This is a genomic window from Streptomyces sp. NPDC002690, from assembly GCF_053592415.1.
Genome location: NZ_JBSFVR010000102.1, coordinates 1 through 22003, shown reverse-complemented (window position 1 = coordinate 22003; position 22003 = coordinate 1). Strand labels below are relative to the sequence as shown.

The 22003-nt window shown below is 69.6% G+C and carries 20 protein-coding genes and 2 pseudogenes; 5 read left to right on the top strand and 17 right to left on the bottom strand.

All coding sequences use genetic code 11. The features are described from left to right. The 3 genes and pseudogenes from ACWD3D_RS15580 to ACWD3D_RS15570 all read right to left on the bottom strand — a co-directional run. A pseudogene (locus tag ACWD3D_RS15580) lies at window positions 1-523 on the bottom strand (hypothetical protein); the annotation flags it as partial. 975 nt (window positions 524-1498) lie between these two features. Further along, window positions 1499-1822 carry an STAS domain-containing protein gene (locus ACWD3D_RS15575; RefSeq protein ID WP_328719394.1) on the bottom strand — a complete coding sequence of 108 codons (324 nt, stop codon included), beginning with the start codon at window positions 1820-1822 and terminating at the stop codon, window positions 1499-1501. A gap of 259 nt (window positions 1823-2081) precedes the next feature. After that, window positions 2082-2930 carry a 3-hydroxyacyl-CoA dehydrogenase family protein gene (locus ACWD3D_RS15570; RefSeq protein ID WP_451461396.1) on the bottom strand — a complete coding sequence of 283 codons (849 nt, stop codon included), beginning with the start codon at window positions 2928-2930 and terminating at the stop codon, window positions 2082-2084. A gap of 253 nt (window positions 2931-3183) precedes the next feature. On the opposite strand from ACWD3D_RS15570, the gene ACWD3D_RS15565 reads away from it, so the two are divergent. Then, window positions 3184-3756: a cob(I)yrinic acid a,c-diamide adenosyltransferase gene (locus ACWD3D_RS15565; protein WP_451461395.1), complete on the top strand. Its 573-nt coding sequence runs from the start codon at window positions 3184-3186 to the stop codon at window positions 3754-3756. A 43-nt stretch (window positions 3757-3799) separates the two neighbouring features. Here the strand turns inward: ACWD3D_RS15565 and ACWD3D_RS15560 are convergent, their stop codons facing one another. Then, window positions 3800-4387 carry a hypothetical protein gene (locus ACWD3D_RS15560; protein WP_451461394.1) on the bottom strand — a complete coding sequence of 196 codons (588 nt, stop codon included), beginning with the start codon at window positions 4385-4387 and terminating at the stop codon, window positions 3800-3802. 151 nt (window positions 4388-4538) lie between these two features. Here ACWD3D_RS15560 and ACWD3D_RS15555 point away from each other — a divergent pair, with 151 nt between their 5' ends. From ACWD3D_RS15555 to ACWD3D_RS15545, 3 genes are all read left to right on the top strand, one after another. Then, entirely contained in the window at window positions 4539-5759 is a 1221-nt protein-coding gene (locus ACWD3D_RS15555) for a sensor histidine kinase (RefSeq protein WP_451461393.1), read from the top strand. Further along, complete coding sequence (locus ACWD3D_RS15550) at window positions 5756-6412, top strand: response regulator (RefSeq protein WP_451461392.1); 657 nt, start codon at window positions 5756-5758, stop codon at window positions 6410-6412. The genes ACWD3D_RS15555 and ACWD3D_RS15550 overlap by 4 nt, the downstream gene beginning before the upstream one ends. A 184-nt stretch (window positions 6413-6596) precedes the next feature. Further along, entirely contained in the window at window positions 6597-8483 is a 1887-nt protein-coding gene (locus ACWD3D_RS15545; protein ID WP_451461391.1) for a glycosyl hydrolase family 18 protein, read from the top strand. A 176-nt stretch (window positions 8484-8659) separates the two neighbouring features. On the opposite strand, the gene ACWD3D_RS15540 is transcribed toward ACWD3D_RS15545, so the two are convergent. Beyond that, window positions 8660-9703, bottom strand: a complete 1044-nt coding sequence (locus ACWD3D_RS15540) for a DUF5937 family protein (RefSeq protein ID WP_451461390.1) — start codon at window positions 9701-9703, stop codon at window positions 8660-8662. 98 nt (window positions 9704-9801) lie between these two features. On the opposite strand from ACWD3D_RS15540, the gene ACWD3D_RS15535 reads away from it, so the two are divergent. Beyond that, a complete protein-coding gene (locus ACWD3D_RS15535; protein WP_451461389.1) occupies window positions 9802-11088 on the top strand; it encodes an MFS transporter in 1287 nt (428 codons plus the stop codon). A gap of 106 nt (window positions 11089-11194) precedes the next feature. Here the strand turns inward: ACWD3D_RS15535 and ACWD3D_RS15530 are convergent, their stop codons facing one another. The 12 genes and pseudogenes from ACWD3D_RS15530 to ACWD3D_RS15475 form a co-directional block, all read right to left on the bottom strand. After that, complete coding sequence (locus ACWD3D_RS15530; RefSeq protein ID WP_386891234.1) at window positions 11195-11641, bottom strand: DUF2550 domain-containing protein; 447 nt, start codon at window positions 11639-11641, stop codon at window positions 11195-11197. A gap of 160 nt (window positions 11642-11801) precedes the next feature. Next, window positions 11802-12176 (bottom strand): F0F1 ATP synthase subunit epsilon, encoded by a 375-nt coding sequence (locus ACWD3D_RS15525; RefSeq protein WP_275492059.1) that lies wholly within the window; start codon window positions 12174-12176, stop codon window positions 11802-11804. Window positions 12177-12286: 110 nt separating this feature from the next. Beyond that, window positions 12287-13729 (bottom strand): F0F1 ATP synthase subunit beta, encoded by a 1443-nt coding sequence (gene atpD, locus ACWD3D_RS15520; RefSeq protein ID WP_328719401.1) that lies wholly within the window; start codon window positions 13727-13729, stop codon window positions 12287-12289. Next, window positions 13729-14646 (bottom strand): F0F1 ATP synthase subunit gamma, encoded by a 918-nt coding sequence (locus ACWD3D_RS15515; protein WP_451461388.1) that lies wholly within the window; start codon window positions 14644-14646, stop codon window positions 13729-13731. The genes atpD and ACWD3D_RS15515 overlap by 1 nt, the downstream gene beginning before the upstream one ends. 3 nt (window positions 14647-14649) lie before the next feature. Next, window positions 14650-16221 (bottom strand): F0F1 ATP synthase subunit alpha, encoded by a 1572-nt coding sequence (gene atpA, locus ACWD3D_RS15510; RefSeq protein WP_358760690.1) that lies wholly within the window; start codon window positions 16219-16221, stop codon window positions 14650-14652. Window positions 16222-16359: 138 nt separating this feature from the next. Then, window positions 16360-17175, bottom strand: coding sequence for a F0F1 ATP synthase subunit delta (locus tag ACWD3D_RS15505; RefSeq protein WP_451461387.1), 816 nt, complete (start codon window positions 17173-17175; stop codon window positions 16360-16362). After that, window positions 17172-17717, bottom strand: coding sequence for a F0F1 ATP synthase subunit B (locus tag ACWD3D_RS15500; protein WP_451461386.1), 546 nt, complete (start codon window positions 17715-17717; stop codon window positions 17172-17174). The genes ACWD3D_RS15505 and ACWD3D_RS15500 overlap by 4 nt, the downstream gene beginning before the upstream one ends. 42 nt (window positions 17718-17759) lie before the next feature. Beyond that, a complete protein-coding gene (gene atpE, locus ACWD3D_RS15495; protein ID WP_024884520.1) occupies window positions 17760-17990 on the bottom strand; it encodes an ATP synthase F0 subunit C in 231 nt (76 codons plus the stop codon). 73 nt (window positions 17991-18063) lie between these two features. Next, window positions 18064-18900 carry a F0F1 ATP synthase subunit A gene (atpB, locus tag ACWD3D_RS15490; RefSeq protein ID WP_328723649.1) on the bottom strand — a complete coding sequence of 279 codons (837 nt, stop codon included), beginning with the start codon at window positions 18898-18900 and terminating at the stop codon, window positions 18064-18066. A 211-nt stretch (window positions 18901-19111) separates the two neighbouring features. Continuing rightward, complete coding sequence (locus ACWD3D_RS15485; RefSeq protein ID WP_451461385.1) at window positions 19112-19549, bottom strand: hypothetical protein; 438 nt, start codon at window positions 19547-19549, stop codon at window positions 19112-19114. A gap of 264 nt (window positions 19550-19813) precedes the next feature. Next, a complete protein-coding gene (locus ACWD3D_RS15480) occupies window positions 19814-21193 on the bottom strand; it encodes an MraY family glycosyltransferase (RefSeq protein ID WP_451461384.1) in 1380 nt (459 codons plus the stop codon). Between the two features lie 84 nt (window positions 21194-21277). Further along, window positions 21278-22003, bottom strand: a pseudogene (locus ACWD3D_RS15475) (serine hydroxymethyltransferase); the annotation flags it as partial.

Sequence of the window (22003 nt, the reverse complement as noted above, 5' to 3'; positions counted from 1 at the left end):
AACCCCATGGCCTGGAACAGGTGCGGGAGAGACCGGGCGGTCCGCTGCAGGACGACGAGTCCGATCCCCATGAAGAGAATCCGGCGACGGCGTCCAGCAGGGCGGTACGGCCGGAGCCGGCCGGGCCGCTGAGGCGGGCCGAACGGCCCCTGGTGAGCAGGCGTACGAGCCGTCCACGCTCTTCCTGACGCTCCAGCAGCGGCAGTTGCGGGGCGGGCGGGCCCGGCGGTACGGGGGGTTCCGCCGCGCGCTCGCGGGTGGCGCGTTCCTCGGCGGTGCGCCGGAGCGGGGCTTCGGGCCGCATGCCGGGCGGGCAGGGTTCGGCCTCGCTGCCGTCCACGGGGTTGACCGTGATCAGGAGGTCGCCGGATATGAGTCGCACGACGCGGGCCTTGGCCCCCGTCTGGGGTACGAGTTCGGTCGGCAGGGCGTCACGGGAGGGCCGGCGCCGGGCAGGTGCCTCGCCGCTCCCGCCGGTGTCGTGACCGCCGTACTGTTCCGGGTCCCGTGCTGTCGGGTTCATCGTCCAAGTCCCCCAGACGCGTCGCACTGCTGCCCGTCCGGCGCGCACGTGCCGCTGTTGCTCGTGGTGTCCGCCTGCGGGTTCGGTCGATCGGCGGACGGCCGAACCCTATTCGTTCGTCCGTCCCGTCGCGAAGCCGGGGGTGGACGCCGCCCGGGACCTCACGTTCTCAGGTGTATAGCCCGGTTCGGCCGCCTGTCATGCCGGCGCGCCCGGAACCGGCGCCGGAGGCCCGGGGTGCGGGCGGGGCCTCCGTGAAGCGGTCCGACGGCCACCGGGACGGAGTCGGAGCGCCCGGGGAGCGGGTCAGGGCGGACGGCCCCGGCGGCCCGCCGTACACCCGGGAGAGCTCCCGCCCTTCTCGTTCCGGCACTTCAGCTTTCCGGCACTTCAGCCTTCCGGCACTTCAACCTTTCGCGCGCCTCCCGCATCAGTAGTCGGTGACAGGACGGATGCGGCCGGACTCGCTTCGGGCTTCCGCGGACGATGGAGGCGGACCAGTGGCAGTGACAGCGAAAGTGACAGCGAAGGTGACGCGGTGGCGCATCGCACCGGCCGCGCTGGCGGCGGGAATGCTGTCGGCACGCCGGAAGGCCGCATCCGCCCGCTCATGCTGCACTACGACGGCGCCGCGTGGGCGATCGTTCCCACTCCCGAACCGAGCTCGCGCTACGGCGCCTTCGGGGACCTCGCCACCCGGCGGTCGCCCACGTCGACGGTCACCGCTGGAAGGGGATGTACACGGGAGCGGGCGAAGGGCGGCTGACCTCGGTACGGCCACGCCCTCGGGTGCCACCACCGTCGGACACTCCGATGCGGGCGGCACTTACTACCGGTCGTTCGGGGTACGCCGGACGGCCATCGGGTGGGAGCCGCCGGCCATACCCGCCGGTGAAGGCGCGTTGGGCCGTACGCCCATCGCCGTGCTCAGTGCCGGGCGGACGCTGAGGTCTTCCGTGCGCCTTCTCTCAGCCTTCAGACCCGTGGCAGGGATTCGGCGGCGATGCCGCCCTCGATGGCCAGGATGCGGTGCAGCCGGGTCGCCACCAGCAGGCGCTGCATCTGCGGAGGTACGCCGCGCAGCACCAGGCGGCGTCCGGCACGGCCCGCCCTGCGGTGCACACCCATGATCACGCCGAGTCCGGTGGCGTCCCAGGAGTCCAGCTCGGTCAGATCGAGCACGAGGTCACCGACGCCGTCGTCGACGGCGGCGTGCAGAGCCGTACGGGCGTCCGCCGCGCTTCGGACGTCGAGGCGGCCCCCGACGACCAGCTCGGCGTGGTCGCCCCTGATGTGCATATGCGCTCCCCGTATCGCTTCGTACAAGAGTCCGTGTGGCCGCCCGCTCCTGCCACCAGTGACTGTGACAGGAGCGGGGAAGTTGCCGCCTGTGAGCGAACCGATACCGAATTCACCCTGTGGGGTGATGCCGGTCCGCTGTTCCGGCACCGCTTCCGGTCCGGCTTCGCCTGGAGCCGGGTACGGCCCCTGGTGCCCCCGGGGCGCCCGGGGCCCGGCCGACGGCGCGGCGCGGGCCCCCGGGGAGCCGGGGTGGTGCTCAGTAGGTGTAGAAGCCCTGCCCGCTCTTGCGGCCGATGTCACCCGCGTCGACCATCCGGCGCATCAGTTCCGGGGCTGCGAACTTCTCGTCCTGCGACTCCGTGTAGATGTTGGAGGTCGCGTGCAGGAGGATGTCGACGCCGGTCAGGTCGGCGGTGGCGAGGGGGCCCATGGCGTGGCCGAAGCCGAGCTTGCAGGCGGTGTCGATGTCCTCGGCGGTGGCGACGCCCGACTCGTAGAGCTTCGCCGCCTCGACCACCAGCGCGGAGATCAGCCGGGTGGTGACGAAGCCCGCCACGTCCCGGTTGACGACGATGCAGGTCTTGCCGACGGACTCGGCGAACTCCCGCGCGGTGGCCAGGGTTTCGTCGCTGGTCTTGTAGCCGCGGACGAGTTCGCAGAGCCGCATCATCGGCACCGGCGAGAAGAAGTGCACGCCGACGACGCGCTCCGGGCGCTTCGTCACTGCCGCGATCTTGGTGATCGGGATGGCGGAGGTGTTGGAGGCGAGGACGGTGTCCTCCCGCACTACCTCGTCGAGGGCGCGGAAGATCTCGTGCTTGACCTCCAGCTTCTCGAACACGGCCTCGACCACGACGTCCACGTCGGCGGCGGAGTCCAGGTCGGTGGTCGCGGTGATGCGGGCGAGCGCGGCCCCGGCGTCGTCCGCCGTCAGCTTGCCCTTGGCGACGAACTTCTCGTACGACGCCTTCACGGAGTCCAGCCCGCGGGCGAGGGCCTGGTCGGTGACGTCCCGCAGCACGACGTCCCAGCCGGCCTGGGCGGCGACCTGCGCGATACCGGACCCCATGAGTCCGGCCCCGATGACGGCGAGCTTCCCGGCCACGTCACACCCCTTTGGTCTTGTCACCGTGCGGCAGATCTGACGCACTCTCTCCGACTGTCCTGCATGTGCTCTCCGGCGGAGATTAGTACCCGTGAGGGGCGGTGTGACCGCTTAGAGATGCGCGTCACGTCTCACATGACGGACATCACACCGGCCGGCGTCAGGCGGCGGCACCCGGGCGGCAGTTGCCGCGTGACCACGGCCACGCGCGGAAGGGCACCTGGCGCCGCCGTGCTCCGCATAGCCTGGTCGCATGGTCAATCTGACGCGCATCTACACCCGTACCGGCGACACCGGCACGACCGCCCTCGGTGACATGAGCCGTACCGCCAAGACCGATCTGCGGATCTCGGCGTACGCCGACGCCAACGAGGCCAACGCGGTCATCGGGACCGCGGTGGCGCTCGGGCAGCTCTCCGAGGACGTGGTGAAGGTCCTCGTCCGGGTGCAGAACGACCTCTTCGACGTGGGCGCCGACCTGTCGACGCCGGTGGTGGAGAACCCGAAGTACCCGCCGCTGCGGGTGGAGCAGTCCTACGTCGACAAGCTGGAGGCCGACTGCGACCGCTTCCTGGACGACCTGGAGAAGCTGAGGAGCTTCATCCTTCCGGGTGGTACGCCGGGTGCGGCCCTGCTCCACCAGGCGTGCACGGTGGTCCGGCGCGCGGAGCGCTCCACATGGGCGGCGCTGGAGGTGCACGGCGAGGTGATGAACCCGCTGACGGCGACTTACCTCAACCGTCTCTCCGACCTGCTCTTCATCCTGGCGAGGGTGGCGAACAAGGAGGTCGGGGACGTGCTCTGGGTACCGGGCGGGGACCGCTGAGGACCTGTACGACGACTTCCGCCGGCCCGCGCAGACCGACCGGTCAGACTTCGCGTTTCCGCGTGTCCTCCCGCTCCTGCTCCCGCGTGGGGGCCGGGCCGGTCTTCGGGAACAACGTGTAGGACCCGGCGACGATCAGATTGACGCCGATCACCCAGAGCATCCTCTGCTGCCACATCCGCAGCGAGCCGGTGTCGTTGTCTCCGTCCTGGCCGACGTACCACGCGGCGGCCTGGAGCAGGGCGATCGCGATCACCGCCGCCAGGGTCCAGCGACCGGCGGTGCGCCACTCGCGGACCGCGCGGGCCCACCCGTACTTCGGCGGCTTCACCGGCTCCGGCCCCCCGGCGAACCGGTGGGCCACCCGCTCGTCCACCCATCGGATGGTCGCGGGGCCGAGCCCGACGGTGAAGCCGATGTAGACGGCGGCCAGTCCGTGCTTCCAGTCGGGCTCGGCGCCGTCGCGCAGGTCGATCGCCGTCACGACGAACAGGACCACCTCCAGCAGCGGCTCGCACAGCAGAACCGCCGCACCGGCCCGGGGCCGCCGCGCCGCGTACCTCAGGGTGAGGCCGGCGGCGAGCAGCACCCAGAAGCCGGTCTCGCAGAGAACGATCAGTGTGACGACCACGGCTTCTCCTCCTGTTTCCCTCAGACTCCCGCCCACGGGGCGCCACTTCGTCGTCTCCGATGACGAATCGCGACTGCATCCTTCGATGTACTGACGCCCCGCTCTCGTGAACAGCCGTGCGCCCAGGGCCCGTTCCCTGTTGGATGACGAGGTGGAACCCGTCATCCGCCGCCCGCACCGCCATGACCTTCTGATCGCCGCCGCCGGCCTGGCGGGCGGCCTGCTGCTCTGGCTGCTGGGCCTGCGGATGCAGAACGGCCGCCCCTTCGACGCTCCTTGGGCGGGGCTCCTCCCCCTGATGCCGATGGCCGCCGCGGAGCTGATGCGCCGTACCCGGCCCGGCACGGCCCTCGCCCTGGCCACGGTCCTGCTGGCCGCCGACCAGTTCACCCCGGGGAACATGGCGACGGTCCTGATGTACACCGACGTGGTGTACGCGGCCGTGGTGTACGGCTCCGACGCGGCGGCCCGGCGCATCCCGGTGGCGTCGCTGCTGGGCGCGGTGGCGCTCACTCTCGCGCTGCTGCCCCGGCTGCGTCCGGCCGACGCCGTGCTGGTGGGGGTCCTGGCCGGGCTGGTCTCCTTCGTACCCGCGATCACCGGAGCCGCCGCGCGGAGCCACCGCGTCGCCGCCGAGGCCGCCCGGCTGCGGGCCGAACAGACCGCGCTGCTGGCGGAGGCGGACCGTTCCCAGGCCGTGGCCGAGGAGCGCTCGCGCATGGCGCGCGAGCTGCACGACGTGGTCGCGGGCCACCTCTCGGCGATCGCCCTCCATTCCACGGCCGCGCTCTCCATCGACGATCCCCCGACCTCCCGCGAAGCCCTGTCGGTGATACGGGAGAACTCGGTCGCCGGACTCGCCGAGATGCGGCGGCTGATCGGTCTGCTGCGCCAGGGCGGGGCACCCGACCTGCCCGTCGCGGCGCCGCGGCTCTCGGCGCTGGACGCGCTGATCGAGCAGTCCCGCGCCCATGCCGCCTCCAGCGGGCTGACCTGCGTGCTGGAGGACGACGCGCGGGGTGGCGGGGTGCTGCCCGCTCCGGTGGAGCTCGCCGCGTACCGCATCGTCCAGGAGTCGCTGACGAACGCGCTCAAGCACGCCGCACCCGGTGCGGTACGGGTCCGGCTCGCCCGGCCGGGCGACCTGCTGACGGTGGAGGTGACCAGCGTGTCCGGCGCGCGCAAGGGCCCTCGTACCCCGGGTTCCGGCACCGGGCTGATCGGCATGCGGGAGCGGGCGGAGCTGCTGGGCGGGACGCTCCGGGCGGGCGAGGAGCGGGCGGCGGACGGCACCGCGCTCTGGCGGGTACGGGCCGAACTGCCGGTGTCCGACGACGTCCGAGGACATGGAGAAGAAACGAGGAGCGCATGACGATCCGGGTTCTGGTGGCCGAGGACCAGTCGGCCGTGCGGGCGGGTCTGGTGCTGATCCTGCGGAGCGCGCCGGACATCGAGGTGGTGGGCGAGGCGGCGGACGGCGAGGAGGCCGTACGGCTGGCGCGCGGACTGCGCCCGGACGTGGTGTTGATGGACCTTCGGATGCCGCGCCTGGACGGGGTGTCGGCCACCGAGCGGGTGGTGGCCGAGGGGAGCGCCGACGTGCTGGTGCTGACCACGTTCGACCTGGACAGTTACGTCTTCGGGGCGCTGCGGGCCGGGGCCTCCGGCTTCCTGCTCAAGAACACGGAGGCGCGGGACCTGCTGGAGGCGGTCCGCGCGGTGGCCCGGGGCGAGGGGCTGATCGCTCCGGCGGTGACGCGCCGGCTGATCGCGGAGTTCACGGCGGCGTCGGCCGCTTCGGCGGCGTCGGAGTCCGCGGCCGGCGGCGCCGAGTTGGAGGCGCTCACCCGCCGCGAGCGGGAGGTCCTCGGGTGCCTGGCCGCCGGACTGTCCAACGCGGAGATCGCCGGGCGGCTCTCGATGGCCGAGGCGACGGCGAAAACGCACGTCAGCAGGGTGCTGGCCAAGCTCGGACTGCGCAGTCGTGCCCAGGCGGCAGTCCTGGCGCGGGAGTTGGGTCTGTGATCGGGCCCACCACGGCACACCGGCTTCCCCTGGTCCAGACCTCTTGACGATTGGTCCAGACCTTCCTAGTCTCACCGCAACACACTGCGATGAGCGCGCACATGACAAGGCGCACTCAGGGCGGCGCAGGGTCTGCAGTCCACGAACCACCCCCCGTTTGTCGGACCTCACCCGAGGAGCACCGTTGAGCACCGAGACCCCCGAACGCCGGACCAGATTCGGCTGGACGCTCAGAAAGAGCGGCAGGACCAAAGCGATAGCCGGCCTCTCCGCACTGCTGCTGCCGATCGCCGCGATGGTCGGCCTCGCCTCTCCCGCGTCGGCGGCCACCTCGGCCACCGCGACCTACGTCAAGAAGACCGACTGGGGCACCGGCTTCGAGGGCCAGTGGACGGTGAAGAACACCGGCACCACCGCGCTCTCCTCGTGGACCATCGAGTGGGACTACCCCTCCGGCACCTCGGTCACCTCCGCCTGGGACGCCACCGTCACCAGCTCCGGCACCCACTGGACCGCCAAGAACCTCGGCTGGAACGGCACCATCGCCGCCGGCGCGAGCGTCAGCTTCGGTTTCAACGGCGCGGGCTCCGGCGCCCCCACGGGCTGCAAGCTCAACGGCGCCTCCTGTGACGGCGGCACCACGGTGCCGGGCAACAGCGCCCCCTCCGCTCCCGGCACCCCCACGGCGAGCGCCATCACCAACACCTCGGCGAAGCTCAGCTGGACCGCCGCGACCGACGACGCGGGCATCAAGAACTACGACGTGCTGCGCGACGGGGCGAAGATCGCCACCGTCACCACCACGACGTACACCGACAGCACTCTGACCGCCGGCACGAGCTACTCGTACTCCGTGCAGGCGCGCGACACCTCCGACGTGACGGGCCCGGTCTCCGGCGCCGTGAGCGTCAAGACCACCGGCGGCGGCACGACCGATCCCGGCACCCCCGGCACGGGCAGCAAGATCAACCTCGGTTACTTCACCGAGTGGGGCGTCTACGGCCGCAACTACCACGTGAAGAACCTGGTCACCTCGGGCTCCGCCGAGCAGATCACGCACATCAACTACGCCTTCGGCAACGTCACCAACGGCCAGTGCGCCATCGGTGACGCTTACGCCGACTACGACAAGGCCTACACCGCCGACCAGGCCGTCGACGGAGTCGCCGACACCTGGGACCAGCCGCTGCGCGGCAACTTCAACCAGCTCCGCAAGCTGAAGGCCAAGTACCCGAACATCAAGATCCTCTGGTCCTTCGGCGGCTGGACCTGGTCCGGTGGCTTCGGCCAGGCGGCCCAGAACCCGACCGCGTTCGCCCAGTCCTGCTACAACCTGGTGGAGGACCCCCGTTGGGCCGATGTCTTCGACGGCATCGACATCGACTGGGAGTACCCGAACGCCTGTGGCCTGACCTGTGACACCAGCGGTCCGGCGGCCCTGAAGAACCTCACCACCGCGCTGCGCAACAAGTTCGGTTCCTCCGCCCTGGTCACCGCCGCCATCACCGCGGACGGCTCCACCGGTGGCAAGATCGACGCGGCCGACTACGCGGGCGCCTCGGCGAACCTCAACTGGTACAACGTCATGACGTACGACTTCTTCGGCGCCTGGGCGAACACCGGCCCGACGGCCCCGCACTCGCCGCTGACCTCGTACTCCGGCATCCCGACGCCCGGCTTCACCAGCGCCGACGCGATCGCCAAGCTCAAGGCCCAGGGCGTTCCCGCCTCCAAGCTGCTGCTCGGCATCGGCTTCTACGGCCGGGGCTGGACCGGCGTCACCCAGGACGCACCCGGCGGCACCGCCACCGGCGCGGCGGCCGGCACCTACGAGGCGGGCATCGAGGACTACAAGGTCCTGAAGACCAGCTGCCCGGCCACCGGCACGGTCGCCGGTACGGCCTACGCCCACTGCGGCACCAACTGGTGGAGCTACGACACCCCGGCCACCATCGCCTCGAAGATGGCATGGGCGAAGAACCAGGGCCTGGGCGGCGCGTTCTTCTGGGAGTTCAGCGGTGACACCAGCAACGGTGAGCTCGTGAAGGCGATGGGCACCAACCTCAAGTAGCCCTCCCCCAGGGCCTCTGCCCTGAAGAGCACCACCCCCGAAAGCGCCGGGGAGACAGGTCCGCCCCCTGTCTCCCCGGTCTTTCGTCGTTCCTGGAAGTCGTAAGCGGGGTCGTGACCGGGGTCGTACGCGGAGGGGGCACGCCAGCCCCAGTGCGCGGAGGGGCCCACCGGGCTTCACCGCGACGGGGGCACGGTCCGTCCATCCTCCGGTGGTCTCGGTCCGGTGGGCGGAGTCCGGGTCAGTGCCGTGCCCAGAGCGGTGGGCGCGTAGTAGACCGTGCGACCCACGCGACGGCGACTGACCAGATCCGCGTCGTGGAGTGCGGTGAGGTGCGCGGAGACGGTGGCGGGGCTCAGGCCGAGGATCCGGGCCAGGGTGCTGGTCGAGAGGGGCTCGCTCAGGCTGGTCAGCACCTGGGCGCGGGTCCGTCCGATGAGGCGCTGGAGGCTCTGGGAGGCTGACGGACTGGGTGAGGACTGCCAGAGGTCACCGATCCCGCGCGCCGGATAGATCACGGTGGGCTGCCAGGGCGCTTCGACCACCACGGTGAGCGCCGGCCAGACGAAGGCGCTCGGCAGGAGCAGGAGCCCCTGTCCGTTGAGAGGGTGCCGGCTCCGGTGAGGAGCCGCGATGCGCAGCGCGCCGGGTTCGTCCCAGGTGATGGCTGGGTGCAACCCGGTGAGCACCCGATGGAGTCCGCCCTCGGTCAACTGCCTTGACCTCACGCCGATGTCGGCGTCGAGCACGTCCCGGAGCCGGGGCCACTGCGGAGCGACGAGCCAGTTCCAGCAGGTACGGATCAGGGTGACGAGCGACGCGAGAGTGCGGCCGGGGTCGGCCAGGAGACGGTCGGCCCGATCCGGGGGCAGCGGTGTGTTCCGTTCGGGCCCGTGGAGACAACGGTCGAGTTCCTCCCTCACGTGCGCGATGGGGGTGTCCGCGACCCGGGCCAGTTCCTCCTCGATCTCCGAGGCCGGGCCGGCCGGTGGTGGGGTCAGGAAGTCCGGTGTGTACCCGGTACGCGGGAGGAGGGCCAGGAGCGGGGAGAGCTGCTTCTCGTCGAGCCGGGGATCGAGCGTCCTCAGCCAGGGGAGGTGGTACACCTGGCGACGGGGATCCGCGAGGGTCCGCACGGCAGCGACGGTCTCCCACAGCGGGGAGCGCGCGAAGCGGCATCTCAGCAGGTCGTCCGTCTCCACGAGCAACCGCACCGCCATGGCCGCACCTCGTTCGTCTCATGGCCGCAACAGGCCGGAGGATTCGGTTGTTTCCGAATCCATTGAACGGCGCCGGGGTGATGCGGATGCTGCGTTCCATGTCTCAGCACAGCTCCCGCGCCCCTCGGCAGCGCGACTCGGCCGCCCTTTCCACCGCGCCCACGACCTACCGTACGGTCCTGGCCGTACGCGAGTTCCGCATGATCCTCCTCGCGCAGATCATCGCGACTTCGGGCAATGTCGTCGCACAGATCACGCTCTCGGTCATGGTGTACCAGAGGACGCAGTCTCCGCTGCTGTCCTCTCTGACGTTCGCCCTGGGCTTCGCTCCATATGTCTTCGGAGCGACATTGCTGTCGGCCGCGGCCGACCGGCATCCCGCCCGTGACGTCATGGTGGCCTGCCAGGCGGTCAGTTGCGTGGTGGTCGCCGCCATGGCGCTTCCCGGAGTGCCCGTTCCCGTCCTGCTCGTCCTGCTGCTGGCACTCGGCACTGTCGCCCCGGTCTTCCAGGGGGCCCGCGCGGCGGGCCTGCCGGACCTGCTGTCCGGCTCCGGCTACGCGCTCGGCCGGTCCTTGCTGCGGCTCGTCTCGCAGAGCACCCAGATCGTCGGCTTCGCGGTCGGCGGGCTGCTCCTCCTCGTGGTCTCCCCCTCGCAGGCCCTGCTCTCGGCGGCAGCGGGGTTCGGTCTGGCGGTTCTGCTCCTCCGGTTCGGGACCAGCCGCCGGTCGGCCCGCCCGCCGGAGGGCGGTGCGCACGTTTCGGTGGCTCGTGCGTCCCTGTCGGGCGTACGGCAGGTGCCGGCTGTCCCCGGGCTCCGTCCGTTGCTGTTGCTGACCTGGCTGCCGCCGGCCTTCGCCGTCGCCCCCGAAGCTCTGGCTTCGCCCTACGCGGACGCTCTCGGCGGCGGCCCGGCTGCCGTGGGGCTGTTGCTGTGTGCCGCGCCGGCGGGCTCGGTGGTCGGCGAGCTGCTGGCCGGCACCTTGCTCACCGCGGGCACACGGGTCCGGATGGTGCTGCCGACCGCCGTGCTGATGTTCCTCCCGCTGCTCGGGTTCACGTTCCGACCCGGTCTGTGGGCATCAGTGGCTCTGCTGGCGGTGTGCGGTCTCGGCTTCACCTACGCCATGGGGCTGGACCAGCGGGTCCTCGACGCCACCCCCGAGGACCTGCGCGGGCGGGCGCTGACCATCACCCTCGCGGGTCTGATGATCACCCAGGGGCTGGGCTTCGCCGCCGCCGGCGTCGTCGCGGAGTTCCTGCCGCTCCACCTCGTGATCGCGACCGCGGGCTCCTGCGGACTGCTGACCCTGGCGTGGTGCGGAGCGTCGATGCGCCCCGGCGGGGAGGGGCCGCGGCGGAACAGGGCCGTACGCACCCGGTAGGACACCGGAAAACAGAGAAGGCCGGGGAGCGATCACCCGGCCCTGCCCGGGACGGCTGGTCCCGGAGAAACGTTCACCGCGGGACGCGCCCCGCGCACGTACCGCCCTACGCCACGTTGACCCGCTGGCCGGGCGGCGCCGCCTCCAGCCACGCGAGGAAACCGGTCAGCGCGTCCTCGCTCATCGCCAGCTCCAGGCGGGTCCCCCGCAGGAGACAGCCGAGCACGACGGAGTCGGAGAGCAGCGCCAACTCCTCCTCGCCCTCGGGGAGCCGGCGGTCGACCACCTCGATGGCACCGCGCTCCAGGGCGCGGCGCGGACGCGGGGAGTAGGAAAACACCCGGAACCAGTCGACCCGGTCACCGCTGTAGCGGGCGACTCCGTAGACCCAGCCCTTGCCGGTGGGGTCGGGTTCCGTGGACACGTCCCAGCGCAGACTGCAGTCGAAGGTCCCGCCCGAGCGCTGGATGAGCCGCCGGCGCAGACCGAAGACGAAGAGTCCTACCAGGATCAGTACGAGGACGACTCCGCCCACCCACAACGCGAGGACCATCTCCACCGACCTCCTCGCATCGTCGAGTAACCAGAAAACGAACCGCACCCGCATCGCCTCAGCCGCGACACGGTCTGGATGATTCCAGCTCGGGCCGCGGCTGAGTAAAAACTTCTGCCGTCAGGAGCGCTGACGCCCCGTCCGGGTCACACTGCCGGCGCTAGTGCGCCGACACCGCACGCAGTCGCACGTCCGCGCGCCGCTCGGCGGCGGCGTCCGTGTCCGACTTCGCCCGCTCCAGCGCGCGCTCGGCACGCTGGACGTCGATCTCGTCGGCAAGCTCGGCGATCTCGGCCAGCAGCGACAGCTTGTCGTCCGCGAACGAGATGAAACCACCGTGCACGGCGGCGACGACGGTGCCGCCCTCGCTCGTACGGATGGTCACCGGGCCCGATTCCAGCACACCCAGAAGCGGCTGGTGACCGGGCATGACGCCGATGTCGCCGGACGTGGTGCGTGCGACGACCAGGGTGGCCTCGCCGGACCAGACACTGCGGTCCGCGGCGACCAGCTCGACATGCAGCTCAGCAGCCAAGGGTGGCTCCTCGGGTCACCACCCGGCAGCAGATGCCGGGTGTTGGGTCAATTCTACGGGGCGTGGTGAGGGGGGTGGGACACGCCCACCCCCCTCGGTGAGCCGGAGGCTCAGGAAACGCCGAGCTCCTTGGCGTTGGCCTTGAGGTCCTCAATGCCACCGCACATGAAGAACGCCTGCTCGGGGAAGTGGTCGTACTCGCCGTCGCAGATGGAGTTGAACGCGGCGATCGACTCGTCGAGCGGAACGTCCGAACCGTCCAGGCCGGTGAACTGCTTGGCGGCGTGGGTGTTCTGCGACAGGAAGCGCTCGACGCGACGGGCACGGTGAACGACGAGCTTGTCCTCTTCGCCCAGCTCGTCGATACCGAGGATCGCGATGATGTCCTGGAGGTCCTTGTACTTCTGCAGGATTCCCTTGACACGGCTGGCCGTGTCGTAGTGGTCCTGCGCGATGTAACGCGGGTCCAGGATGCGGGACGTGGAGTCCAGCGGGTCCACGGCCGGGTAGATGCCCTTCTCGGAGATCGGACGGGAGAGAACCGTCGTCGCGTCGAGGTGGGCGAACGTGGTGGCCGGGGCCGGGTCGGTCAGGTCGTCCGCGGGGACGTAGATCGCCTGCATCGAGGTGATCGAGTGACCACGCGTCGAGGTGATGCGCTCCTGGAGCACACCCATCTCGTCGGCCAGGGTCGGCTGGTAACCCACTGCGGACGGCATGCGGCCGAGCAGCGTGGAGACCTCGGAACCGGCCTGCGTGAAGCGGAAGATGTTGTCGATGAAGAGCAGCACGTCCTGCTTCTGCACATCGCGGAAGTACTCCGCCATGGTCAGGGCGGACAGCGCGACCCGCAGACGGGTGCCCGGCGGCTCGTCCATCTGGCCGAAGACCAGCGCGGTCTTGTCCAGGACGCCCGAGTCGGTCATCTCGTCGATGAGGTCGTTGCCCTCACGGGTGCGCTCGCCGACACCGGCGAACACCGACACACCGTCGTGCAGCTTCGCCACACGCATGATCATTTCCTGGATGAGGACCGTCTTGCCGACGCCCGCACCACCGAACAGACCGATCTTGCCGCCCTTGACGTACGGGGTCAGCAGGTCGACGACCTTCAGGCCGGTCTCGAACATCTCGGTCTTCGACTCGAGCTGGTCGAAGGCCGGGGCCTTGCGGTGGATCGGCCAGCGCTCGGTGATCTGCGCCTCGGCCTCCGGCTCGTTCAGGATCTGACCGAGGGTGTTGAAGACCTTGCCCTTGGTCACGTCACCGACGGGGACGGTGATGCCCGTGCCCGTGTCGGTCACCGGGGCCTGGCGGACCAGACCGTCGGTCGGCTGCATCGAGATCGCGCGGACCACGCCGTCACCCAGGTGCTGGGCGACTTCGAGGGTCAGCGTCTTACGGGCGCCGGCCTCGGCCGGGTCGTCGACCTGGACGTGCAGCGCGTTGTAGATCTCCGGCATCGCGTCGACGGGGAACTCCACGTCGACGACCGGGCCGATCACCCGGGCGACGCGGCCCGTGGCAACGGCCGTCTCAACTGTGGTCGTCATTACTTGTCACTCCCCGCGTTCGCGTCGGCCAGCGCACTGGCACCACCGACGATCTCGCTGATTTCCTGGGTGATTTCGGCCTGGCGGGCCGCGTTGGCAAGCCGGGAGAGGCTCTTGATGAGATCCCCGGCGTTGTCGGTCGCCGACTTCATCGCGCGGCGGCGGGCAGCGTGCTCGGAAGCAGCGGCCTGCAGCAGCGCGTTGTAGATGCGGCTCTCGACGTAGCGCGGCAGAAGGGCGTCGAGGACGTCCTCAGCCGACGGCTCGAAGTCGAACAGGGGAAGAATCTCCCCCTTCGTGCCGTTCTCTTCCGCGACCTGGTCGAGGGAGAGCGGCAGCATCCGGCCTTCGATGGCGTTCTGCGTCATCATCGACACGAATTCCGTGAAGACGATGTGCAGTTCGTCGACACCGCCCTCGGCCGAGTCCTTGGTGATGGCCTCGATGAGGGGGGCGGCGATCGCCTTGGCGTCCGCGTACGACGGGTTGTCGGTGAAGCCCGTCCAGGACTCCGCGACCGTGCGCTCACGGAAGCCGTAGTACGCGACACCCTTGCGGCCGACGATGTAGGTGTCGACCTCCTTGCCCTCCGCGCCAAGACGCTCCCGGAGGCGCTCCGCCGCCTTGATGGCGTTGGAGGAGTAGCCGCCGGCCAGACCGCGGTCGCTCGTGAGGAGCAGGACCGCGACCCGGGCCGGAGCCTCGACCTCGGTGGTGAGCGGGTGCTTGGTGGTGGAGCCGGTCGCCACCGCGGTCACCGCGCGGGTGAGCTCGGTGGCGTACGGCAGCGACGCCGCCACCTTGCGCTGCGCCTTGACGATGCGCGAGGCGGCGATCATCTCCATCGCCTTGGTGATCTTCTTGGTCGCGGTGACGGCTTGGATGCGGCGCTTGTAAACGCGAAGCTGAGCGCCCATCGATCAGCCCTCGCCCAGAAGCTTGCCGTCCGAGGTCTCGAACTGCTGCTTGAACGCGGCAATGGCGTCAGCGATCGACTGCAGCGTGTCGTCCGACATCTTGCCGCCCTCGACGATGCTGGTGAGGAGGTCCTTGCGCTCGCGGCGCAGGTAGTCCAGCAGCTCGCTCTCGAAGCGACGGATGTCCTCGACCGGGACGTCGTCCATCTTGCCGGTGGTGCCGGCCCAGACGGAGACGACCTGCTCCTCGACGGGGTACGGGGCGTACTGCGGCTGCTTCAGCAGCTCGACCATGCGCTTACCGCGCTCCAGCGACGACTTGGAGGCCGCGTCCAGGTCGGAACCGAAGGCGGCGAACGCCTCCAGCTCGCGGTACTGGGCGAGGTCCACGCGCAGTCGGCCGGAGACCTGCTTCATGGCCTTGTGCTGGGCGGAGCCACCGACTCGGGAGACCGAGATACCGACGTTGAGCGCCGGACGCTGACCCGCGTTGAACAGGTCGGACTCCAGGAAGCACTGGCCGTCGGTGATGGAGATGACGTTGGTCGGGATGAACGCCGACACGTCGTTCGCCTTGGTCTCGACGATCGGCAGACCGGTCATCGAACCGGCACCCATCTCGTCGGAGAGCTTGGCGCAGCGCTCCAGCAGACGCGAGTGCAAGTAGAAGACGTCGCCCGGGTAGGCCTCGCGGCCCGGCGGACGGCGCAGCAGCAGCGAGACGGCGCGGTAGGCGTCGGCCTGCTTCGAAAGGTCGTCGAAGACGATCAGGACGTGCTTGCCCTGGTACATCCAGTGCTGACCGATGGCCGAACCGGTGTACGGCGCCAGGTACTTGAAGCCGGCCGGGTCGGACGCCGGGGCGGCGACGATGGTCGTGTACTCCAGCGCGCCGGCCTCTTCGAGGGCACCGCGCACCGAGGCGATGGTGGAGCCCTTCTGGCCGATGGCGACGTAGATGCAGCGCACCTGCTTGTTCACGTCGCCCGAGCGCCAGTTGTCGCGCTGGTTGATGATCGTGTCGACGGCCAGAGCGGTCTTACCCGTCTGACGGTCGCCGATGATCAGCTGACGCTGGCCGCGGCCGATCGGCACCATCGCGTCGACGGCCTTGTAGCCGGTCTGCATGGGCTCGTGGACCGACTTGCGGACCATGACGCCCGGGGCCTGCAGCTCGAGGGCGCGTCGGCCGTCGGTCGCGATCTCGCCGAGACCGTCGATCGGGTTGCCGAGCGGGTCGACGACGCGGCCGAGGTAACCCTCGCCGACGCCGACGGAGAGCACCTCACCGGTGCGCTGCACCGGCTGGCCCTCCTCGATACCGCTGAACTCGCCGAGGACGATCGCACCGATCTCGCGCTCTTCGAGGTTGAGGGCGAGACCGAGGGTGCCGTCTTCGAACTTCAGCAGCTCGTTCGCCATGGCGGAGGGCAGGCCCTCCACCTTCGCGATGCCGTCGCCGGCAACGCTGACCGTACCGACCTCCTCGCGCGAGGCCGCGTCCGGCTGGTACGACTGGACAAAGTTCTCCAGTGCGTCCCGGATCTCCTCCGGCCGGATCGTGAGCTCCGCCATCTGGGTTCCCTGCTCTCCTTGTTGGGCCCGAAGTTTCTTAAGGGGGTCTGGGGGCCGACCCCCAGGAATCTTCTGCAGTTTCTGCACGGCCCAACCGGGCCGCAGGTGTTGCTCGTTCAGTTAAAGCGAAGGCTGGCGTCAGCCGGCCATGCGGCGGGTCGCCTCGTCGAGGCGGTCCGCGATGGTGCCGTTGATGACCTCGTCACCGACGCGCACCGAAACTCCGCCGAGGACCTCAGGGTCCACGTCCAGGTTCAGGTGCATCTGCCGGCCGTAGATCTTCGCCAGCGCCGCGCCGAGGCGCTGCTTCTGCACGTCGGTCAGCGGTACCGCCGAGGTGACCACGGCCACCGTGCGTTCGCGACGTGCGGCGGCGAGCTTGGACAGGGCGTCGAGCCCTGCTTCCAGGCTACGTCCACGGGGGTGCGTGACCAGGCGCGTGACGAGACGCTCGGTCGCCGGGCGGCTCTTCCCGCCGAGCAGGCTGCGCAGCAGCGTGCCCTTGGCGGCCGGAGTGGCCGTACGGCTGGTGAGCGCGGAGCGCAGCGCCGTGTCGGAGGAGACGATCCGGCCGAACCGGAACACCTCGTCCTCGACGTCGTCGAGCGCTCCCGCACGCTGGGCCGCGGTGAGGTCGGCGGTGGCCGCCAGCTCCTCGACCGCGTCCACCAGGTCGCGCGAGAAGGACCAGCGCGAGCGGACCATGCCCGAGATCAGGTCGACGGCTTCGCCGCTCACCTGACCGCCGAGCAGCCGGCCCGCGAGCTCGGCCTTGGCCTCGCCGCTCTGCGCCGGGTCGGTGAGGACCCGACGCAGCGAGACCTCACGGTCGAGCAGCGCGGTGACGGATGCCAGCTCTTCTGCGAGCTTCTCGGCGTCGACCGACGTGTTGTCGGTCAGCGCGTCGAGTCGCTCGCGCGCGGCAGCCAGTGCCTCGCGGCTCGCGTGGTTCATCGGACGGCCTCGGCCTTCGCCTCGAGCTCGTCGAGGAACCGGTCGACGGTGCCGCTCTGCCGGGCGTGGTCCTCGAGGGACTCGCCGACGAGCTTGCCGGCCAGGTCGGTGGCGAGCTTGCCCACGTCCTGACGCAGCGCGGCGGCCGCGGACTTGCGGTCGGCCTCGATCTGGGCGTGACCGGCAGCGATGATCTCCTCACGCTGCCGCTGGCCTTCCGCCTTCATCTCCTGGATGATGACGGCGCCCTGCTCCTGCGCCTCCTGGCGCAGTCGAGCGGCCTCGTGACGCGCCTCGGCGAGCTGAGCCTTGTACTGCTCAAGAACGCTCTGCGCCTCGGTCTGGGCCGCATCGGCCTTTTCGATACCGCCTTCGATGGCCTCGCGACGCTCGTCCAGAACCTTGTTGATGTTCGGGAGGAGCTTCTTGGCGAGGAAACCGAAGACGATGATGAAGGCGATGAAGCCGATGACGAGCTCGGGAATCGGCGGGATGAGGGGGTTTTCCGCCTCTTCGGCCGCGAGCTGAACCAGAGGGTTCACATCAGTGCCTTTCGTCTCGGTTGCTGGTCGTGGATCCGAGGATCACTTGCCGTAGACGAACGGCATGACCAGACCGATGAGGGCGAGCGCCTCACAGAATGCGAAGCCGAGGATCTGGTTGGCGCGGATCAGGCCGGCAGCTTCGGGCTGACGGGCGAGAGCCTGGGTGCCGTTACCGAAGATGATGCCGACGCCGACGCCGGGGCCGATGGCGGCGAGGCCGTAACCGATGGAGCCGAGGGAGCCGCTGACGGCAGCAAGGGTCTGGGACATGCCAGTCTTCCTTCTCTTTCAAAGGACCGATGGAGGTTGGCCATCGGACGAATTAGGGTCGGGTGCGTGATGCTCAGTGGTGCTTGGCGAGCGCGCCCTGGATGAAGGTGCAGGTCAGGAGCACGAAGACGTACGCCTGAAGCGCCTGGATGAAGAGCTCGAACGCGGTCATCACGATGACCATCACGAACGAGACGCCGGCGTAGGCGATACCGATGCCGTTGAGCAGGTACCAGCTGGCGATCGTGAACAGCAGCAGCAGCGTGTGACCCGCGAACATGTTCGCGAAGAGACGCACCGCGTGCGTGAACGGGCGGACCAGCAGATTCGAGAAGAACTCGATCAGCATGGCCAGCGGCAGCACCGGGCCGAGCGACTTGTCGTAGCCGGTGAAGTTCTTGAAGGCCCCGACGAAGCCGTGCTTCTTGAACGTCAGGCTCACCCAGAGCACGTAGACGATCAGAGCGAGCGCGATCGGGTAGGCGATGATCGACGTCACCGGGAACTGGGCGACCGGGATGATCGACCAGAGGTTCATCATCCAGACGAAGAAGAACAGCGAGACGATGAGCGGGACGTACTTCTCGCCCTCGCGCTTACCGATGGTCTCGTGCACGACACCGCGGCGGATGAAGTCGTAGCCCATCTCGGCGACGGACTGCAGCTTGCCGGGGACGATCTTGGGCTTGGCGAACGCGGCCCAGAAGAAACCGACGATGATGACCGAGCCCAGCAGGGCCAGCAACATCGGCTTGTTGAAGTACAGGTTGCTGTCCGCATCGCCCCAGAGGGGTTCGAACAGGAACGAGTGCAGGCCGGGTGCCGGGAAACCACAACCGTCAAAGATGTGGCAATCGGTCTCGAAGGCGAGCACCTGTGTCGGGTCAGCACTCACCGCGGGCTCCTTCAGCGTGGCGCATAGGTACGGCAACCTCGTTGTGTCGGCGCGGCGCGCAGCCGCGGTTCGGCACTGGACTGGTGTTTCGGATGTGAGAGCGGCAGTCAGGCATGTGAGCCTCGCGATCGGGCAGGCGTCAGCTCACATGCCCGCGCCCGCAGTGCCGCAGTTGGAACCGGACGATAGCAGGGTCCGGAACGGGCGTTTATTCCGCCCCTACCCTTCACGTCGGGGAGCCGGTCTTTTCGGGCTTCTCAGCCTTGCTGGACTCGGGTTCGACGTAGAGGATCTTGGCCTTCATGTGCGCCCGTGCCTGAGCACCGATCCATACGAGGGTGAGCGCGACCAGCGTGATCGCGAACGCCTTCGGGTTGAACACGGTCGTGTTCTTGAACGCGGCGACGAAGATGAACACCAGCAGAAGCTGCGCGGTGTACAGCATCAACCCCATGGCCTGGAACAGGTGCGGGAGAGACCGGGCGGTCCGCTGCAGGACGACGAGTCCGATCCCCATGAAGAGAATCACGACCAGCGTCCCGACGAGCGCGCCGAGGGCCCCCTTGCCACCGGCCACGCCGGCACCGATGGCTACGGCGATCGCGCCGGCGGCAGCGGTGGGCAGGGCGGTGTGGAGGAGAGTCCGGGCGTCGTTGGTCGGCATGGCGGCAGCTCCGCTTGCTTGGGGTGGGCAAATGGTGTCGTCATGGACGAGCGTAGGCCCGGTCCGAGTCGATGCCTGAGGCCAATGGACCGACGTACTGGGGTCCTTCGGCTCTGTCACCGGGTCTCGTGAACGGTATCACAAACTATTTGATGAGGTCTTTACCTCAAACGTGTGCCAACTGTCACACGCGAGGACTAGTTGCCCGCGTGGCGCCGAGACAGCCTGCCGACTTGTCTGGTAAGGGCGACAGCGTCCGAATGGTCAGCGCGAGGAATTGGCTCTGCGCCGATCGGAGAACCGCGAACGGGTGCCGATCGCGGTCGCTCCGTTGACGCCGGAGACTCCCACGGCGACCGGCGGGCGGTCGGCGTCCTCGTCCGCGAGGTGCGAGCCGTGCGCCTCCGGGGCCACCGCCTCCTCGGCCGCGGGCACCGAGTCGCCCGGGAGCTCCACGGGACGAAGACGGCGCCGGTAGCGGGGCGGCACCAGGGAGTTGGCCCAGCGGGGGGCGCGCGGGGTGAAGCGCGGCAGCAGGAGCAGCACCAGGCCGATGGCGCTGAGGAAGACGATCACCAGGACGATCCACATCGACGCCGAGTGCACCGAGTACCCGACCGCGCCGAACGCGATCAGCGCCGACCAGAAGTACATGATCAGCACGGACCGGCTGTGCGAGTGGCCGATCTCCAGCAGCCGGTGGTGCAGGTGGCCGCGGTCGGCGGCGAACGGCGACTGGCCGTTCCAGGTGCGCCGCACGATCGCGAGCACGAGGTCGGCGGCGGGGATCGCGATGATCGTCAGCGGCAGCAGCAGCGGGATGAAGACCGGCAGCATCGCGTGGGTGGCCTGCCGCTCGCTCCCCTCGAAGAGCTTCATCGCGTCCGGGTCGACCTGCCCGGTCACCGAGATCGCGCCGGCGGCGAGCACCAGGCCGATCAGCATCGAGCCGGAGTCGCCCATGAAGATCCGGGCCGGGTGCATGTTGTGCGGCAGGAAGCCCAGGCACATGCCCATGAGGATCGCGGCGAAGAGGGTGGCGGGGGCGGCTGCCTCGATGCCGTACCCGTACCAGAGGCGGTAGGTGTACAGGAAGAACGCCGCGGCGGCGATGCAGACCATGCCGGCGGCGAGGCCGTCCAGTCCGTCGACGAAGTTCACCGCGTTGATCGTCACGACGACCAGCGCGACCGTGAGCAGGGTGCCCTGCCAGGGAGTGAGCGCCACCGTCCCGATACCGGGGATGGGCAGCCAGAGGATCGTCAGGCCCTGGATGACCATGACGGCGGCGGCGATCATCTGGCCGCCGAGCTTGATCAGGGCGTCGATCTCGAACTTGTCGTCCAGGACGCCGATCAGCCAGATCAGCGCCGCACCGGAGAGCAGCGCCCTCGGCTCGTTGGAGAGCTCGAAGACCCCGCCGAGGTTGAACAGGTGCGAGGCGACGATCAGCCCGGCGCACAGTCCGCCGAACATGGCGATGCCACCGAGCCGCGGTGTCGGTTCCCGGTGCACGTCGCGCGCGCGGATCGCGGGCATGGCCCCGATCGCGATGGCGAACTTCCGCACCGGTCCGGTCAGCAGATAGGTCACTGCGGCCGCGACACACAGCGTCAGCAGGTAATCACGCACGGGCTGCCCCACAGATTTCGCCGGCCATCTCAGCCCCACACCCTAGCCCCACGAGCGAAGACACCTGGGAACGGGTGACGGTTCCACAGGTTTCGTCTACCCGTGAAAGGGCTGACACCGCTCGGCGAATCCCCGCACTTCGGCACGGATACGATCATGATCCCCGCCGTCCCGGACCGCGTCGGCGAGCAGAACGGCGATCCGTGCCACGTCCGCCTCGTCCATGCCCTGGGTGGTGATGGCGGCCGTGCCGAGCCGGATACCCCTGCCGTGACCGTCCGTGAGGGCGGCGGCTCCCGCGTGCGGCAGGGCGCAGACGTCCAGCACCATGCCGGCGGCGGCGAGGCGGTCGCGGGCGGTACGTCCGTCGACGCCGAGGGGAGCCGGGTCGGCCAGCACCATGTGGGTGTCGGTTCCGCCGGTCGCCACGTCGAACCCCTCCGCCTCCAGCGCGGCGGCGAGCACCCGGGCATTGGCGACGACCCGGTGCGCGTACATGGCGTACGCGGGCGTCGCCGCCTCGCCGAACGCGACGGCCTTCGCGGCGATCGTGTGCATCTGCGCCCCGCCCTGGGTGAAAGGGAAGACCGCGCGGTCGATCCGTCCGGCCAGTTCCTCCCGGCAGAGCAGCATGCCGCCGCGCGGCCCGCGCAGCACCTTGTGCGTGGTGGCGCAGACCACGTCGGCGTACGGGACCGGGTTCGGCGCCGCTCCCCCGGCGATCAGCCCCATCGGGTGCGCGGCGTCGACGATCAGGCGGGCGCCCACCTCGTCGGCGATCTCGCGGAAGAGCGCGTAGTCGGGGTGGCGGGGGTAGGAGAT